General features: G+C 49.6%; 10 protein-coding genes. 8 read left to right on the top strand and 2 right to left on the bottom strand.

The annotated features are described in order from the left end of the window. Positions 1-15: 15 nt before the first annotated feature. Both GS398_RS02020 and GS398_RS02015 read right to left on the bottom strand, forming a co-directional pair. Positions 16-588 (bottom strand): dihydrofolate reductase family protein, encoded by a 573-nt coding sequence (locus GS398_RS02020; protein ID WP_202405925.1) that lies wholly within the window; start codon positions 586-588, stop codon positions 16-18. Positions 589-911: 323 nt separating this feature from the next. Then, on the bottom strand, positions 912-1,634 hold the full coding sequence (locus GS398_RS02015) for a DUF2490 domain-containing protein (RefSeq protein ID WP_160905067.1): 723 nt from the start codon (positions 1,632-1,634) through the stop codon (positions 912-914). Between the two features lie 699 nt (positions 1,635-2,333). Between GS398_RS02015 and GS398_RS02010 the strand changes: the two genes are divergently transcribed. From GS398_RS02010 to GS398_RS01975, 8 genes are all read left to right on the top strand, one after another. Beyond that, positions 2,334-3,710 carry a glycoside hydrolase family 99 protein gene (locus tag GS398_RS02010; RefSeq protein ID WP_202405924.1) on the top strand — a complete coding sequence of 459 codons (1,377 nt, stop codon included), beginning with the start codon at positions 2,334-2,336 and terminating at the stop codon, positions 3,708-3,710. Between the two features lie 51 nt (positions 3,711-3,761). Continuing rightward, positions 3,762-5,090: an alpha/beta hydrolase family protein gene (locus GS398_RS02005; protein WP_160905066.1), complete on the top strand. Its 1,329-nt coding sequence runs from the start codon at positions 3,762-3,764 to the stop codon at positions 5,088-5,090. A 221-nt stretch (positions 5,091-5,311) separates the two neighbouring features. Further along, on the top strand, positions 5,312-6,889 hold the full coding sequence (locus GS398_RS02000) for a DUF5010 domain-containing protein (RefSeq protein WP_160905065.1): 1,578 nt from the start codon (positions 5,312-5,314) through the stop codon (positions 6,887-6,889). A 23-nt stretch (positions 6,890-6,912) separates the two neighbouring features. Beyond that, a complete protein-coding gene (locus tag GS398_RS01995; protein WP_160905064.1) occupies positions 6,913-8,427 on the top strand; it encodes an RICIN domain-containing protein in 1,515 nt (504 codons plus the stop codon). Positions 8,428-8,484: 57 nt separating this feature from the next. Then, positions 8,485-10,182, top strand: coding sequence for an RICIN domain-containing protein (locus GS398_RS01990; protein WP_160905063.1), 1,698 nt, complete (start codon positions 8,485-8,487; stop codon positions 10,180-10,182). 47 nt (positions 10,183-10,229) lie between these two features. Further along, positions 10,230-11,477: a glycoside hydrolase family 99 protein gene (locus GS398_RS01985; RefSeq protein ID WP_160905062.1), complete on the top strand. Its 1,248-nt coding sequence runs from the start codon at positions 10,230-10,232 to the stop codon at positions 11,475-11,477. Positions 11,478-11,906: 429 nt separating this feature from the next. After that, complete coding sequence (locus tag GS398_RS01980; RefSeq protein ID WP_160905061.1) at positions 11,907-15,026, top strand: SusC/RagA family TonB-linked outer membrane protein; 3,120 nt, start codon at positions 11,907-11,909, stop codon at positions 15,024-15,026. A gap of 19 nt (positions 15,027-15,045) precedes the next feature. Continuing rightward, positions 15,046-16,911, top strand: coding sequence for a RagB/SusD family nutrient uptake outer membrane protein (locus tag GS398_RS01975; RefSeq protein ID WP_160905060.1), 1,866 nt, complete (start codon positions 15,046-15,048; stop codon positions 16,909-16,911). Positions 16,912-16,918: the final 7 nt, after the last annotated feature.

The raw sequence follows: 16,918 nt of genomic DNA, 5'->3' as shown, positions 1-16,918 counted from the left end.
AGGGTGTGTTGTCTTTTATTTGTCGGAATGTTTTTTTATTTCGTAATGTAATTCCACCATCCCGTTTTTGTAAGCGGTAACGTTTTTCAGGTGTAATGCCTGTTCCTGGCCGGCCTGTTCAAAAAAGGACTTTCCGTCTCCCAAAACAATGGGAATAATGGATAACCTTATTTCGTCGGCTAATTTTAAACGGATGAAATCTGTCGCAAGTGACGCACCCCCTGCCAACCATACATTCTGGTAGACAGGTTTTAACCGTTCATTCACGAGTTGGGCTAAATCGCCCGAATACATTTCAATATTCGGTCTTCCTGCGGGAAGGTCACGGTGGGTGAGTACGATGGTCGGCTTATCGCCATAAGGCCATCCATAGGATTTGGAAAGCTCCAGCGCGTGTTCATAAGTGCGGCTGCCCATCACATAACAGTCAATGGTTTCCAGGAATGCCTTGGTGTCCTGTTCAGTCAGGATAATGCCTTTCTCGTAAAAATCGGTCGTCTCGAACCACGAAACGCTATTGTCATTTTTCGCGATCATTCCGTCAAGGCTTGCCACCATGTGGATGGTTAGGGTGAATGTAGCTGGCATAATCAGGATTCAGGTGTGTTTACGCTCCGGAAAAATAAATATAAAACAAAAGCCCGGATCTTTCGGCCAGGGCTTTAGATAATTCGGTACGCCCGGAAGTATCTGGCTACCATGACCCGGGCCATTTTTACCGGGGATATGGTGGGGTTCAGGGGGAAAGGATCAGGGAAGGGGCGATCAACACCTGCAAACCGGTTATGAAAAGAGGCTTTTCACAACTGTGCAAATGAAAGCATCGAACCTATGTACGTTACCGGGTTGCAGAACATCGGCGATTGTTCCGGGTCCCTGCGGTACCACGAAGGGTATTACACGCTCCATAATTAATCTTTTACGGTAGGAAGTTGTTCCGACGGTTTTTTACGCTTAATCTGGTAGGAAACGTTAATCAGCAGGTTGTTTTTGTCGTTAGTGCCTGCAAGGGTATTATTATACTGGTTAAGCCATCCGGCCTGTAGGGTTATTGAAGAAGAAAGCTGGTACCCGAGCGAAGCCGCGACCCGGTTCCGTTCGAAATGCGGCTGTTCATTGTTAAGAAAGATCTCGTCGAAAACAGAAAGGAACGCCGTTTTTGCGCCCATGCTTTTATGATTGAAGGGCACAACAACGTTAAGGCGATAACGAAACCTGTTGCGGTAGCCGGCATTCACCCAACGTTGCTCTATACGGTACCGGTGTTCAAATTTTATACGGCTGAGATATTGGGTAAAGGTGAGTTGTTCCCATAAACGGTTTTCGCGCGTGGTAGGGCCTTTATCCAAATCCGTATAATCATACGTAGTATACCGGCCGGTACCGATTAATGCGACGTAATTATTGTCTATCGCATAACTGATACCGGTTTTAAATTCATGGTAAAAAATCCTGTTAAATAACAGCTCATCAGTTCTGGCCTGGCTTTCTGCATACCCTCCCCACCGTTGATCTTTATTGCTGGGTAACACAAAGGTCAGGATCCCCCAGGTGCCGGTCTTATTTGATTGTGCAAAGCTTGTGGAGACATAAAAAGAGAGCAGGGTTATGAAAAAAGATAGACGACGGCGCATTACGTATATTAAGCTAATGTTAATTACGCTGCAAATATATACGCTTTTACAACTTCTTCACCGTAAAGTTCCCGATAGTAGGTTAATTTGCGGCTTTGGCTTTCGCATCAGCCATGCTGCTGGTTAACATCGCCAGGGCTTTCTATGAGCTTCTTTCTTTTACTTAAAAAATAATGAATAGTAAGCGCAAGAATGGTCCAGTAGAAGGTGAAACCTATCAGAAAAAATGGGGGTGGGGTATCCGGCTCCTGTCTCAACAAATTGATAAAAGGTACCAGGGGGCCTATCAAAACGATTTTGACAGGTAGTAAAATGATAGATACGATGCTCTTCCACGCTACCGGCGATCCCATTCCCAGGAAAGACTCACTATTCCCGCCAGGAAAAAGCCTGACTTCGGGTCCCAATAGTGAGGTTGAGGTAAATTGAAAAACAAACGCGCAAACAAGAAAGAGCATAACGAATTTTGTTCTCGAAATCTTCATGTCATTGGATTTTTATTGTTGTTAAAAGTTCTTTGTTATACAAAGTTAATTCAAACACTTTGAATAACAAAGTGTTTTAAGAAATTTTTCAGCGAGCCTGTGGTGCCGGCATTAATCATTTGTTAATCTTTTTTTAAGTTGTTATGCTTCTTTTGACGCCTGTACCCTTTACAAAAAGCTGATTAACCAATCAATGAATTTCTTTATTAAACCAATGATCGTCCGGTTAGCCGCCGTTTATGCTGCAGGCTTTTTTGAAACCGCACCCCTTGCAAGGCGACTTACTTCCTTTGCCGATCTCTTTAGTGGCTCAAAAAAACGTTTTATCCTGTTTGCCCTGTTTATTTCGGTGGGCGCTAGCGCGCAAAACAAGCATAGTAAGACTTCGAGGTTCCCAAGCTACAAAGGACTGATCATGGCGGGATACCAGGGATGGCATAACACCCCCGAAGACGGTGCGGGAAGAGGCTGGGGCCATTACCTGCAACGGGGGCAATTCGGGCCCGGGAACCTGAAGATCGATATCTGGCCCACGGTTAACGAGTATGAAAAAGTATACAAAACCCCTTTTTCACTGGCGGACGGAAGCCCGGCCTACCTTCCAAGCGATCACGATGTCTCCACCACCGATGTCAGGTTTAAATGGATGAAAGAGTACCATCTCGACGGCGTGTTCCTCCAGCGTTTTGTAGGGAATACCAGGCGAAGGAACCCGGCAGTAAGGAACCATTTTCTAAAAGTCATGGGCGATGCCCTGGATGCCTCCCGGAAATACGGGCGTGCCGTAGGGATCATGTATGATCTTTCGGGTATGAGAGATAGTGCGGACGTACCCGTGCTGATTGATGACTGGAAAAACCTGGTTGACAGTATGAAGGTGACCAGCCGGGGCAATAACCAGACTTATATCTACCATAATGGTAAGCCCCTGGTAGTTATATGGGGTGTAGGTTTCGGCGACGGCCGTTCCTATACCACCAAATCTGTATCAAAATTCGTCGACTTCCTGCAAAATGACCCGGTATACGGCGGTTGCGCCATTATGCTGGGTGTTCCCACCTATTGGCGCGAACTGGGCAGGGACACCGAAAAGAACCCGGCCCTGCACGACCTCATCCGTAAGGCCGACCTTATCCATCCCTGGACCATCGGTCGGTACGGGACCGAAGCAGCTTATCAAGCCTACGCGGAAGTGCAAAGGGGGGATTTCGACTGGTGTAAACAAAATAAGGTGGGATATGTCCCTACGGTATTTCCCGGATTTAGCTGGCATAATCTTAATCCGGGCGCCAAATTTGACCAGATACCAAGGAACAGGGGACGATTTTTTTGGATGCAGCTCTCTAATGCGATAAAACAGGGCGCCGGGCAGATTTATGTAGCAATGTACGACGAGGTGGATGAAGGGACCGCCATTATGAAAGTGTCCGGCAATCCGCCCGTCGGGCCAAGCCCTTTCGTGAAATTTGAAGAAGGCATTCCCAATGATTATTATCTCTACCTGGCAGGGTACGCAGGTGATGTATTGAAGAAAAAAAGGGCTTTACCCCCAAGCATTCCGTTGCCCAAAAACGGCGTGAAATCGAAATAGCAGGCGCGGAAACTGAACCCTGAGTAGTCAACCAATAACGTACACGAGTTTATGAGAACGCGTATTAACTATCTTAGGCCCCGCCTGTTCACACTGACGGCTGCAGGTCTGCTTTTGTCGTTTTCTTTAACAGAAAAGGAGCAGGGTGACGACCGGTTTTATGAGTTCGACATCGCCAAAAAAGGCGTAATGATCGATAAGGCTACCTGTTATGCCTGGATTCCCGGGAACGTGACCACGATACGTAGTGTGATCGTACATCTTCACGGCTGCACCCGCGAGGGCGATGCACGGCAAATGATGCATGATATCCAATGGAAGGAGCTTGCACGCAAATATCAATCGGTATTGCTGGCTCCAAAATTTATTTCCGGCGGCGATTCAAAAGCTTGTATCAACTGGTACGTTCCGGCGAACGGGTCTGAACCGGTATTCCTGGATATGCTGGACTCGCTTGCCGCGATCTCCGGTCGCCCGGAAATTAAAAAAGTCCCGTGGGCGCTTTGGGGGCATTCGGGCGGTTCGATGTGGGTGACGGCGATGACGGGCAAATACCCGGAACGCGTTGCTGTAGCCGTCGCACAATCATGCGGGGTAGATATCTCTGATTCGGCGGCCGCGCCCGGTGTGCCGGTATTACATCACAACGGGATCCGGGATATTTGCCTGATGAATGCACGTCTCTTTGCCAGAGGCCGTAAAAAGGGGGCGTTGTGGGCTCATGCGGTTAATCCGGTTGTCGAGTCGGCGATGGATGGTCACCAGGTCCATGATCTCCGGTTCCTGGCTGTCCCATGGATGGATGTGTGCCTTAAGATGCGACTTCCGGCTAAGGCGGGAGAATCCGTTTTACGCAAAATGGATACTTCCGGCGCATGGCTTGGAGATACCGCTTCCCGGGAAATAGCTCCCGCAAAAAAATATCGCGGAGATAAACTTGCGGCCTGCTGGTTCCCGGACCGCACACTTGCCGAAAAATGGGTCGAATATATGTCTACAGGCACGGCGACGGACCATACGCCACCGCCGTCGCCAACGCATCTCACAGCAAGTTATGCCAACAACCAGGTGATATTGAGATGGAACGCCCATGCCGACCTTGAAAGCGGTATAAAAACATTCATTATATACCGCAACGGCAAAGTGCTTAAAAAACTTGCCTATACCGTTAAAACCAGGTACAGCAAGCAAACCGGTTACCAGCGCTGGAATGATGGCGATCAGCCAGCCCCGGTGCCGGCGCCTGAGATGACTTTTGCCGATCCTGGTGTCACAGGGACAGGAACCTGGAGGTATGAAATAAGCACGGTGAACTGGTTTGATGTCGCCAGTAAAAAAAGTGAGACGCTAGTCCTGGAAAATGGAATTATAAGATATTAATTCTCCAAATTGGAAAAAGTAATTGATTTTGGATGGCTTGTTAAGTATTTATTAGCTATTTATTAATCTTCCCCGGCTAGTTTTATCGTCAACTAACGCCCTGAATTTTTTTTTGCCAGATTAAACAAGGTCTTTGTTTCCGCATGATGGTTGTCGACGCCATTGGATATAATATCCTGTATATCTGCGCATTACATTACTACTAACCAAATTAAACCGTTATGAAACGAATGACAAACCGTGCGCGTGCTTTTGCCGTGCCTCTTAAGAGTGCATGCTTTTATGGCCTGACTGCCCTTACCCTATTTTCCTGTTCAAAAGAACCGGCAAATGATGCGGTGACGCAGCAAGTAAATTCCAACCCTAAACAGGCGGCGAGTATATCCGCGGCCACACAGTTCATCGGCTCAGTGGTGGGCTTTAACGGCACGGTACGGTCGGGCGGCGGACCAAATCCGACCCCGGCCGGAAACACGCTGTATAATCTTCCCCTGTACAAATCATCGGCTGTTGAAAACGATTGGTGGGACAACCTGGTAGAAGAGTTCGCCTATAGCGGGCAAGATTTTTTCGCCGCCAATTGCAGGGGATATAGCCCTAACGTACCCACGGTAGATCATGGCGATCCAAGAAAACTGGCGCTGCTGTGCCAGGCGATGGACCGCAGGGGAGTAACCGGCAAATTTACGATCGCCGTATTCGACGATTGTCCATCCTCCTGGGCAGCCAACCGCAATGTAGATAACGGGGCCGGTTACCAGCCTACCAATCCGAAATTCGATTGCGGCAATACGGCCAATTATAAATACATCTGGGACCTGAACATCAAAACAGCCTTTCAAAATATACCTGATGCCAAGAGGTTCAAATATAACGGCCGCCCGGTTGTATTCTTCTGGGGCGTAAGCACCAACTGGGCCGACAACTACGGCAACAGCAATCTCAAAAAGATCCTGCAATATATAAGGACACAATTTAACGCGGCATTTGGCCAGAACCCTTACCTGGTGGTTGATAAATCATGGATAGATCGCGACCCTACCGTAAATGATCCTGCGGTGACTGACGCCGTACACGCCTGGTTCGATATGGCCCATCCGTGGACCATGCGTACGTTTAACGGGGTGAACGTAGGCTCGGGCGTAGCCGGCTTCAGGGTGGTGCAGGGGACCACCAATATGTTTATCGACGCAAATCACGGGCAAACATTCCTTACTACGCTGAACAATACCCGGGGTGCAGGTGCTGCACTTACGCTGCTCGAAGGATTTACCGATGTAGCCGAGAATGCCGCCATTTTCAGAAGCAGCGACGTAACCTATTACGATTATCCAAACCAACGGATCAATATCGTAAGACGTTATTCAAATGACCCTTACCCGGCTACCTTAAAAGTAGAAGCTGAAGGATGCGATTCGTTTAACGACGTAACCGCCGGGAACAGCGGGAATATGTATCGGGACGGCGACATCGATGTGGTTAAGACCGGCGATGCAAACGGCGGCTGGCATGTAACAGGCGCACAGGCCAATGAATGGCTGGAATGGAGGGAACTTCCCTTTAAATCCGGTAATTCTAAGTTCCAGGTCAGGTATTCTTCTAACCAGGCAGCTTCCGTTCGCTTCAATGTAGACGGGGTAGACCTGCCGGTCATCAGTCTGCCGGTCACCGGGAATGGGGTTTATTCGACGATAGATGCAGGGACCAAATCTTTTACTTCCAACAGCCTGCACACGGTAAGGTTGAAGATCGTTTCAGGATCTCTGGCCATTAATTATTTCAACCGCGTAAGTATTTAATGCCCGCTTAACCTGCCAAAGAAATGAAAAAAATAAGTATTTCACTCTTATTCCTGCTGTCGGCTATAGCGTTCGGCTGCTCGAAAAACGATCTTTCGCAAAATGCGGACGCGCCCGTAACCGGACCGAGCAACAAAATGACCGCAGCCGTGTCGGCCGCCAATGGTGCCCCGGGCGATACAAATATCAGGTACTTTGGCCGCTGGGATTTCAGCAGCAGCACCCAATACGTCAGCTATTGGGGAGGCGCCTATATCAGGGTAAAATTTAGCGGTACTACCGTGAAGATCAAGGTAGGCAACAACACCAACTATTATGCTAAAATAGATAACGGTCCGTGGGTAAGCTATGTGAATGCCAGCGGTACGATCAACCTTACGCCGGCTCCCCTGGCGAACGGCGTTCATACCGTAAGCGTTGCCCAGGGTAAGGACTATAGTTATGTGTTCAGCTTCCAGGGATTTATCCTCGATGCGGGCGCGGTAACCAGTGCACCGCCCGCATCGGCAAGCCTGATCGAATACATCGGCGATTCGATCACCGCCGGTTATGCAACGGGTACAAGCGGCCAGGCCAACGTTTCCGGTTATGGGTGGGTTTGTTCGGAATTATTGGGTACCGAGCACACCCAGATCGCTTATCCCGGGGTGAACCTCACCAGCGGCTATACCAGTACCGGCATGGACGTACAATATTTTAAACAGCAATCCATCGCTTACCCGTCCTCCCCTAACTGGGACTTTACAAAATATACCGCTAACGTGGTGGTGGTTAATCTCGGGCAGAATGACAACGCCAACAACGTGCCTGATAATGTGTTCCAAAGTACCTATACTACTTTCCTTTCAAACATCCGCGGGAAATATCCAAACGCCGAAATTTTCGTATTGCGTACCTTCCTCGGATTTAAAGCTGCACCCACGCAGGCGGCCGTAAACGCACGTACTGCCGCAGGAGACGCGAAGGTCCATTTTATTAATACCAATGGTTGGATCACTTCCGGCACCTCCGATTATGCCGATGGCGTGCATCCGAGCGTAAGCGGGCACATCAAGATCGCTAACCTGCTGAAGCCGATCCTGGCTCCCTATATAAGCGGCGGTTCTGCGCTGGCCGACGGAACTTATAAGATCATAAACCGCAACAGCGGCCTGGCGCTGGATGCTACGGCCCAGGGCACCGTGAACGGCACCGCGATCCAGCAATGGACTTACAGCGGCCAGAACAACCAGCGGTGGACGGTGACCAGCCTCGGTGGCGGCCAGTACCGCATCGTTGGGGTACAAAGCGGTAAATCGCTGGATGTAACCGGCCAATCAAGTACCGACGGTGCGAAGATACAGCTCTATAATTCCACCAGCGGCAACAACCAGAAATGGATCATCACACCTGCCTCAGGCGGTTATTACGCCATCAAGGGTGTTCAAAGCAATAAGATGATGGAAGTGGCGGGCAATTCTACCACGACCGGGGCCCTGGTGCAGATATGGAGCAACACCGGCGGAAATAGCCAGCAATGGGCTTTCCAAACGCCGTAAACCGGGTATAAACGCTTTCGACACTATAAATGAACATTAATCATCTAAAACATCAATATGAAAAAGTTTCAAGTGTTGTGTTTAACAGTCCTGTTCTCTTTATTCGCAGGATGTTCGAAAAACCCCGGTGAATCGATAGATGCCGGGGTTTCATCCGGCGGCAAAAGCGCGGCATCTACCCTGGCTTCCCCGGTAGGCGACGTGGTTGGAAAAGTTACGGTGGGCTACCAGGGCTGGTTCACTGCCGCAGGCGACGGATCGCCGCAAAATAACTGGGGCCACCAGAACCTCGAGTCGTGGCCTGATGTAAGAGAATATGCCACTACCTACCAGACCACACTTCCCAACCTTGGAAATGGTCAGCCTGCGAAAATGTTCTCATCCTGGGACCAGTCAACCGTAAATAAGCACTTTGAGTGGATGCAGTCATATGGCATTGATTGTGCAGCCGTTCAGCGTTTTTGTAACGAGATCACGCCGGGCAGTGCGATCAAAACCTTCCGGGATGGTATAGCGGCCAGGGTAAGGAGCGCGGCCCAAACTTACGGGCGCAAATTTTACGTGATGTACGACGCCTCCGGCTGGGGAAATCTTGCGGCTATTAAAACCGATTGGACGAACACCATCACGGGCAGCCTGAACCTGCTTTCCTCTGCTGCATATGCGAAGCAAAACGGGAAACCAGTAGTAAGTATTTATGGGCTTGGATATGCGAGCCATCCGTCAAGCGCGGCCGATGCCCTCGATCTTATTAACTGGTTCAAAGCCCAGGGATGCTACGTGGTCGGCTCGGTTCCCGGCCAATGGCGTACAGGTACCGGCGACTCAAAGGCAGGATTTATAAATACCTATAAAGCGTTTAACATGATCTCGGGATGGGCGGTGGGACGTGCCACGGACGCCAGTTATGCGCCCTGGGTAACAGGCGACCGGGATTTCTGTAATGCGAATGGAATGGACTACCAGCCGTGCGCTTATCCCGGTACTTCGTTTCATAATACAAACCCGGGTTCACCTCAAAATCAATTCCCAAGGAACCATGGCGATTTTCTTTGGACACAGTTCGCCACCTTTAAAAACGCTGGTGTTCAAAGCGTCTATATTGCCATGTTCGATGAGATGAACGAGGCGACCCAGATCTTTAAGACGGCCGAGAATGCATCACAGGCGCCTGCAGGCCAATGGTACCTCAACCTGGATGCCGATGGGGTAGCCGTTTCTTCCGATTTTTATTTACGCCTTACAGGAGACGGGGGAAGAATGCTGAAGGGGCAGATCCCATATTCGGCTACACATCCTACGGCCCACATTGCGGGTGGCGGAACGCTTGCAAATGGAACGTATAAAATCGTTAACCGCAATAGCGGGCTTGCATTGGACGCAAAGGGGCAGGGAACCGTTAACGGAACACCCGTTCAGCAATGGAGCTACAGCGGCGCCAACAACCAGCGCTGGACCGTAACCAGCCTGGGCGGCGGACAATATAAGATCGTAGGCGTACAAAGCGGGAGGTCGCTCGACGTTACCGGCCAGTCTCTTACCGACGGAGCCAAGATCCAACTTTATGATGCCAGTAGCGGCAACAACCAGAAATGGATAATTACGGCAACTTCCGGGGGATATTATTCCATTAAGGGCGTTCACAGCAATAAGATGATGGAAGTGGCAGGTAATTCGACAGCAACAGGAGCGCTTGTTCAGCAATGGGCAAGTACGGGATCCAATAGCCAGCAATGGGCTTTTCAAACACCGTGAACCATTTAGAATACTATTTATCATTAAACGGATCTTAATTATTAACCATGAAAAAAAATCAATTGCTTTGTTTAACAGCCCTGTTCCTGTTGATTGCGGGGTGTTCCAAAAATGCCGGTGAAGCGGCAGGTACAGAAATTTTACCGGGCGCTAAAGGATCAGCCGCTACCCTGGCCTCGCCGGCAGGCGATGTGGTCGGAAAAGTTACCACAGGATACCAGGGCTGGTTCGGCGCCGCCGGCGACGGATCTCCCCTGAATTCCTGGCAACACATGAACCTTGAATCCTGGCCCGACGTGCGTGAATACCTGAATACCTATTCAGGAACGCCATTTAACCAGGGCGGCGTCGGGGAACCTGGATTTACCGGGAACCTTGGCAACGGGCAACCCGCCAGAATGTTCTCTTCATGGAGCTCCCAAACCGTGGCCAAACATATGCAGTGGATGCAGCAATACGGCATCGATTGCGTTGCGCTTCAACGATTTGGAAGCTACATGGCGCCAGGCGCAAAAAAGAACTTTTTTGACCAGGTGGTTGCAAAGGCACGGAATTCTGCAGAAACCTACGGTCGGAAATTCTATATCATGTACGATTGCTCCGCCACCGACGCCTGTGAGGCTGACTGGACGAGTTCCATGAAAACACATACCAATTCCTCCGCTTATGCCAAACAGAACGGCAAGCCCGTAGTATGCTTTTGGGGAGTTGGAAAATCCGGCCGCGGTACCATGGCCGACTGGGTCACAAAGATCAACTGGTTCAAGGCACAGGGATGTTATGTAATCGGGGGCGTGCTCCAGGGCTGGAGGGGCAATGCCGATATGTCTGCTTACCTCGCATGCGACATGATCATGCCCTGGATGGTAGGAAAAACCACTGGCTTCCAGGGATGGTACGCCGACGATCTGGCGTGGTGCAATGCCAACGGGAAAGATTACCAGGCTGATATCTATCCTGGCACCGCGTTTTATAATACCAATGGAGCTTCCTCGCCAAAAAACCAGATTAAAAGAGCACATGGTGATTTTATGTGGTCACAGTTTGCCGCCGCCAGGAACGCGAATGTGAAAAGTGTGTATATCTCCATGTTTGACGAGTTGAACGAGGCTACACAAATTATGAAAACCGCGGAAAACGCATCGATGATACCGGCCGGCAAGTATTTTCTTACCCTTGACGCGGATGGCGTCTCAATTTCGTCGGATTTTTATCTCCGGCTTACCAACGACGGAGTTAAAATGGTAAAGGGACTAACCGGATACACGGCTACCCACCCAACTTCACACAGGTAATTAATAATTAGAATGATTGATGAACGGGGAGATAAACGTCTCCCCGTTCTATTTGATCATTGATCAACCGGTTAGCCCGGGAGCGGTCAGGTGAAGATCGCTGTCAAGCGGCAAAAACCATAAGAATCTACCTGAAACGGATTGGTATGATCTGTATCGTGCTTATAATAAGATAGTTATATGCAGTGGCTTTTTAGGGCATTAAGCATTTATTAATATTTTATTAACCGCCGTAAACGAGATTCGATATCAATTAACCAAATATTCACTTAATTATAGGACATGTAGAGAGGATTACACATCACTCCGGATACCTTAGTATACCGTCTCGTACTCAGCCGGTTTCGTAACAGGCTTCTTCTAACCAATTTATCTTTATTAACCAGTTAAAACATGAGAAAGATCTTATTTATGTTATTGGCATGTTGCATGTCACTTAAAATCTATGCCCAAAATATTACAGTTAACGGCAAAGTGTTTGATGAGAGCGGTCAGCCATTAATTGGGGCCGCTATAAAAGTAAAGGCAGGCACGCCGGGAACTTCTACTAACACCGAAGGTCAATTTTCGATACAAGTGGCCCCGGGCACAGTGTTAACTATATCGTACCTCGGCTTCGTGAGTAAGGACGTGCCGGTCACTTCCACTACAAGAGACCTTAATATCAAACTCGAGCCCGACAATAAAAACCTCGAAGAGGTGGTGGTAGTGGGTTACGGAACTCAAACCAAAGGAACCCTAACCGGTGCGGTATCTAACGTAAGTGCAAAGGATATCGTAAAAAATACGAACAGTGACGTCACGAATACCTTAACCGGTCGGGCTCCCGGGGTCCGGATTACACAGCTTTCAAGCCAGCCAGGCTCCTATGATACGCAGATAGATATCCGCGGATTTAGCGGTGTGGCAGCAAACGAGGGGAACGTTGATGGCGCCCTTACCATCGGCGGGCCGCTGATCATTGTCGACGGCGTTCAGCGCGATAAATCAGGTTTCGACAGGCTCGACCCTAATGAGATCGAAAGCATTTCTGTACTGAAAGACGCCACCGCCGCAATCTACGGCGTACAGGCGGCTAACGGCGTGTTGCTGATCACCACGAAAAAGGGGAAATCCGGAAAAGTAAAGATCAGTTACAGCACCCGGCTGGGCCAGCAGCATATTACCAAATACCCGGAGCTATCTAACGCCTACCAGTACGCCGTTTTATATGATGAGCTTCAAACTAACGCCAATATCAGCAGCCGCAGCCGGTATACTCCCCCGAGATTTACAGCCGAAGAAATCGAGAAATACCGGACAGGTGAATTAGGCAGCGTGGATTACCTGAGGACGGTTTTGAGCCCGACAACTACACAGCAGCAGCATAACCTGAACTTAAGCGGCGGTACGGACAAACTCCGGTTTTTTGCCTCAGGAGGGTTCTTCAACGACGGCGGCTTATACACAACCGGCATCGACTGGGGAAAAAAATATAACGGAAGGCTTAACATGGATGCGGAAGTGCTGAAAGGGCTGACGTTTAACATGAACGTTTCGTTTATCAATACCGTATCGCAGGGTGCAAGCGGTTCGACGCTCAACTTTCTGAAAAACGCCTGGCGCGTGGATCCCACTGAGCCCCTGTATTCCAACAACGACCCGCTATATCCAAAAAAGTTCCTGAACACGCAGACCACTCACCCCCTGGCCGAGATCACCAAGGAGCTAAGCGGTTACCGTAAGGTTAACGACAAGTTCCTCACTTCTACGTTCGAATTAAAATACTCTATTCCATGGGTGAAAGGGCTTGCGGCCAGAACGCAGTTTGCATACGATAACAGGTATAACCTTAATAAAACTTTTGTAAAAAGATACAATACGTACAGTTATTTATATAATTCCGCAACCGCGACCTACTACCAGGATCCATCTGCGATAGGCAATGCCTCGACACTGAACGAGCCGTTCGGGCAAACCACGAGGAAGTTCATGCAGGGCGGATTAAACTACAACCACCGTTTCGGAAGACATAATGTAGGAGCACTCGCGCTGGTGGAGCAGACACAACGGGAAAACAGAAGCCACGAAACGTCTACACAATATGTGATCGATGCGGTCGACCAGCTGAACGCAGGCAGCCGTGCAACGGATAAAGTGAATTCCTCATTCAGCCAAAGCGCAAACCTAAGTTACGTTGGGAAAACCAACTATGATTTTGCCGGGCGCTATCTTGCCGAGTTCGGCTTCAGGTACGATGGTTCCTCCCGCTTCCCGAAAAACAGCCGGTGGGGCTTCTTCCCGTACGTTTCGGCGGGATGGAGGATCTCTGAAGAGCCGTTTATCAAAAAGAAGATACCGTTTATGGATAACCTGAAGATCAGGGCCACTTACGGCGTGCTGGGTGATGACGGTGCCGCGGATTATCAATGGTTAACCGGGTTTACTTACCCGGGCGGAGGCAACCGGGGCGCTCAATTCGGCAACGACTATGTAAACGGGGTGGACTTTAAGAACTCCCCGAATAACAACATCACCTGGTACACTTCCACCACCAGCAATATAGGCCTCGACGCTTCCTTTTGGAACGGTAAATTATCGCTGGAAGCGGATGTTTTCAGAAGGGACAGGGACGGATTACTCACTTTCCGGAATACCTCGGTGCCAGATACTTATGGCGTTACTTTACCCCAGGTAAACCTGAACGAGGATCGCACGCAGGGATTTGAGCTCGTGCTGGGCCACCGGAATAACGTCGGACAGGTTTCTTACTCGATCTCCGCCAATATGAGTTACGCCAGGACCTTGAACAGGTACCGGGAAGAGCTGCCCGCCACCAGCGATTACGACAGGTGGAGGAACAGGAGCCGTGACCGTTATAACGACGTGGTATTCGGTTACCGTACGGCCGGACAATTTCAAAACTTCGAAGAGATCTTTGCATGGCCCCAGATAGATGATAACGGCAACCGTACTCTTCTTCCGGGCGACATTAAACTCGTAGATATCAATGGCGACGGCGTGGTTAATACCCTCGACCAGGTGGTCATCGGACGAGGCGGCAGCAAACCGGCGATCTATTTTGCTACTAATATGGAGGTCTCCTGGAAAGGATTCGATCTTTCTACGTTGTTCCAGGGAGCAACCATGTACCAGGTGAAGTACGAGGACCAATTGTCGCGGCCATTTTATTTTGAAGGCGCTAACCCGATCAATACGTTTTTTGACAGGTGGCACCGGGAAGATGTATTCAATCTGAACAGCCCTTGGGTTGCAGGCAGATGGCCGGCCACGGGACAGCGCGCAAAACAATATGATACCAATACCTTCAGAAGGTTCGATGCCACCTACCTGCGTATAAAAGAGCTTACACTCGGTTATACGCTGCCGACCGCGCTTACAAGGCGGATCAGGGTTGATAACCTGCGCATATTTGGCACCTGCTACAACTTGTATACATTCCACGGCGGACTAGATTTCGTGGATCCTGAGTTTACGGATGACCGCGCTTACGGTTACAACTACCCGCTAACAAGGAACATGAACCTGGGTATCCAGGTAAATTTTTAAACTGTTTAAAACTAAAAAAATGAAAGGTATTAAATATTTCATCGCAATAATGCTGTTTACAGGCTTCACGGCCTGTAAACAGGATGTACTGGATATCGCGCCGACCACCTTGCTGAACAAGGACCAGATATTTTCCAGCGAAGCCGGCGTGAACGCCTATTTCGCTTCCATGTACTACGAACTGCCTGTACTTGATTTTTCCTATGTCAACGGCCAATATGGCTATAATAATTTCCCGGCTGAAGGAAATACCTATACCGGGAACTGGACTTATGAATTCCTGGACGGCGGACCAGGTTATTCAGGTAATAACCATAACCCAAATAACGGGAACAGCGATTTCGCCAGCTGGCGAAAATGTTATAAGGCCATCAGGAATGTGAATTCCTTCCTCGCGGATGTGGCCGTGGTAAGCCTGGCGGAGAACAAGCGCATCGCTTATACGGCAGAAGCCAGGTTCCTGCGGGCCTATAATTATATGCACCTGGCCAGGATCTATGGCGGGGTACCGATCCTGCTGGAAAACCAGGTGTTCGACGGAGGTGCCGACACTTCCCCGCTGAATGTGCCGCGCAACAACGAATCGGCCGTTTGGGACCAGGTAAAGGCCGACCTCGATTACGCCGTATCGAATCTTCCCGAAACAAGTGTTTACGGTCGCGCAAATAAATACGCGGCGCTTGGAATTTTATCGAGAGCCATGCTGTTTGCAGGTTCGGTAGCAAAGTTTGGGACCGTACAGATCAATGGCCTCGCAGGGATAGAAGCAAGTAAAGCCAATAGCTACCTGGAAGCCAGCTATGCGGCTTCAAAGGCTATTATAGACAGCAAGAAATATAGTCTTTACAATAATTACCCGACTGATAAAGCCAGGAATTTCCAGATGCTTTTTATCGAGGTGGATAAACGCGGCGCCAATCCGGAAGCTATCTTTTGCAAAGGCTGGGATTATGAAACAACCCGTTATACGCACTCGCAGGATTGTTTTGCGCTTCCTGAGTTTATCAAAGGCCGGAGCGGATATGCGAACCGGCAGCAGCCATCGCTCGACATCGTAGAAATGTTCGAACATGTGGACGGCACCCCGGGTACCCTGAACATCGGCACTGCACCTACCACTGCCAGCCCGACCGGGGCCTATGTTCATTACGCAACCGTGGCCGATCTGTTCAAGGATTTTGATCCCCGCTTCTTCGGATCGATCCTTACAAGCGGGCAAACATTTAAAAATACCTTGATCACCGCGCAGCGCGGCGTGCTCGACCATACGGTTACAGCAAACTTCGGCCGGGTACAGGGTAATGCGAAACTGCAGTACTACGATGCCGCGCAGAAAAAGATGGTGGCTACAGGTACGCCTATCGTAGGGACCGGGAACTCGCGCGAGAACTCCTATAGTTTCTGGAACAAGAAATACCTGGATCCAGACCGGCCGGCCAGCTTATGCGGAACCTGGGATTCGGAAACGGACTTTATCGATATCCGCTATGCGGAGATCCTGCTCAACTTCGCCGAAGCGGCCGACTATTTAGGTAAGCCTGGCGCACTCGAATCAATTAACCTCATCCGTGCGCGTGCCGGCATCGTACCGCTCGCCAGCGTCGACCAGGCCAGGATCCGTCACGAACGGATAGTGGAGCTCGCATTTGAAAACCAATTGTTCTTCGACATGAGAAGGTGGAGAATACTGACCTCCGAGTTTAATAACCGGCCAAGGTACGGCCTGGATATCTACTACGATGTACAGGGCAAAGACTATGTATTTGAAAAAGTGACCGGATCTGGTAATAGGACATACAACCAGGACGGCCGGTTAAATTACGAGCAGATCCCCCTGGCCGAACGGTCGAAAAATCCGCTACTTGTTAACAATCCACTTTATTAGTAATATC

Origin of the sequence: Hufsiella ginkgonis (assembly GCF_009834915.1) — a bacterium.
Lineage (GTDB): Bacteria > Bacteroidota > Bacteroidia > Sphingobacteriales > Sphingobacteriaceae > Hufsiella > Hufsiella ginkgonis.
The sequence above is the reverse complement of the archived record's forward strand: the minus strand, read 5'-3'. Positions and strand labels throughout refer to the sequence as shown.

Coding starts and splice junctions, on each gene's coding strand:
- GS398_RS01995 (WP_160905064.1), top strand. CDS start 6,913: ATGAAAAAAATAAGTATTTCACTCTTATTCCTGCTGTCGGCTATAGCG.
- GS398_RS01990 (WP_160905063.1), top strand. CDS start 8,485: ATGAAAAAGTTTCAAGTGTTGTGTTTAACAGTCCTGTTCTCTTTATTC.
- GS398_RS02000 (WP_160905065.1), top strand. CDS start 5,312: ATGAAACGAATGACAAACCGTGCGCGTGCTTTTGCCGTGCCTCTTAAG.
- GS398_RS02015 (WP_160905067.1), bottom strand. CDS start 1,634: ATGCGCCGTCGTCTATCTTTTTTCATAACCCTGCTCTCTTTTTATGTC.
- GS398_RS02005 (WP_160905066.1), top strand. CDS start 3,762: ATGAGAACGCGTATTAACTATCTTAGGCCCCGCCTGTTCACACTGACG.
- GS398_RS01980 (WP_160905061.1), top strand. CDS start 11,907: ATGTCACTTAAAATCTATGCCCAAAATATTACAGTTAACGGCAAAGTG.
- GS398_RS02010 (WP_202405924.1), top strand. CDS start 2,334: ATGATCGTCCGGTTAGCCGCCGTTTATGCTGCAGGCTTTTTTGAAACC.
- GS398_RS01975 (WP_160905060.1), top strand. CDS start 15,046: ATGAAAGGTATTAAATATTTCATCGCAATAATGCTGTTTACAGGCTTC.
- GS398_RS01985 (WP_160905062.1), top strand. CDS start 10,230: ATGAAAAAAAATCAATTGCTTTGTTTAACAGCCCTGTTCCTGTTGATT.
- GS398_RS02020 (WP_202405925.1), bottom strand. CDS start 588: ATGCCAGCTACATTCACCCTAACCATCCACATGGTGGCAAGCCTTGAC.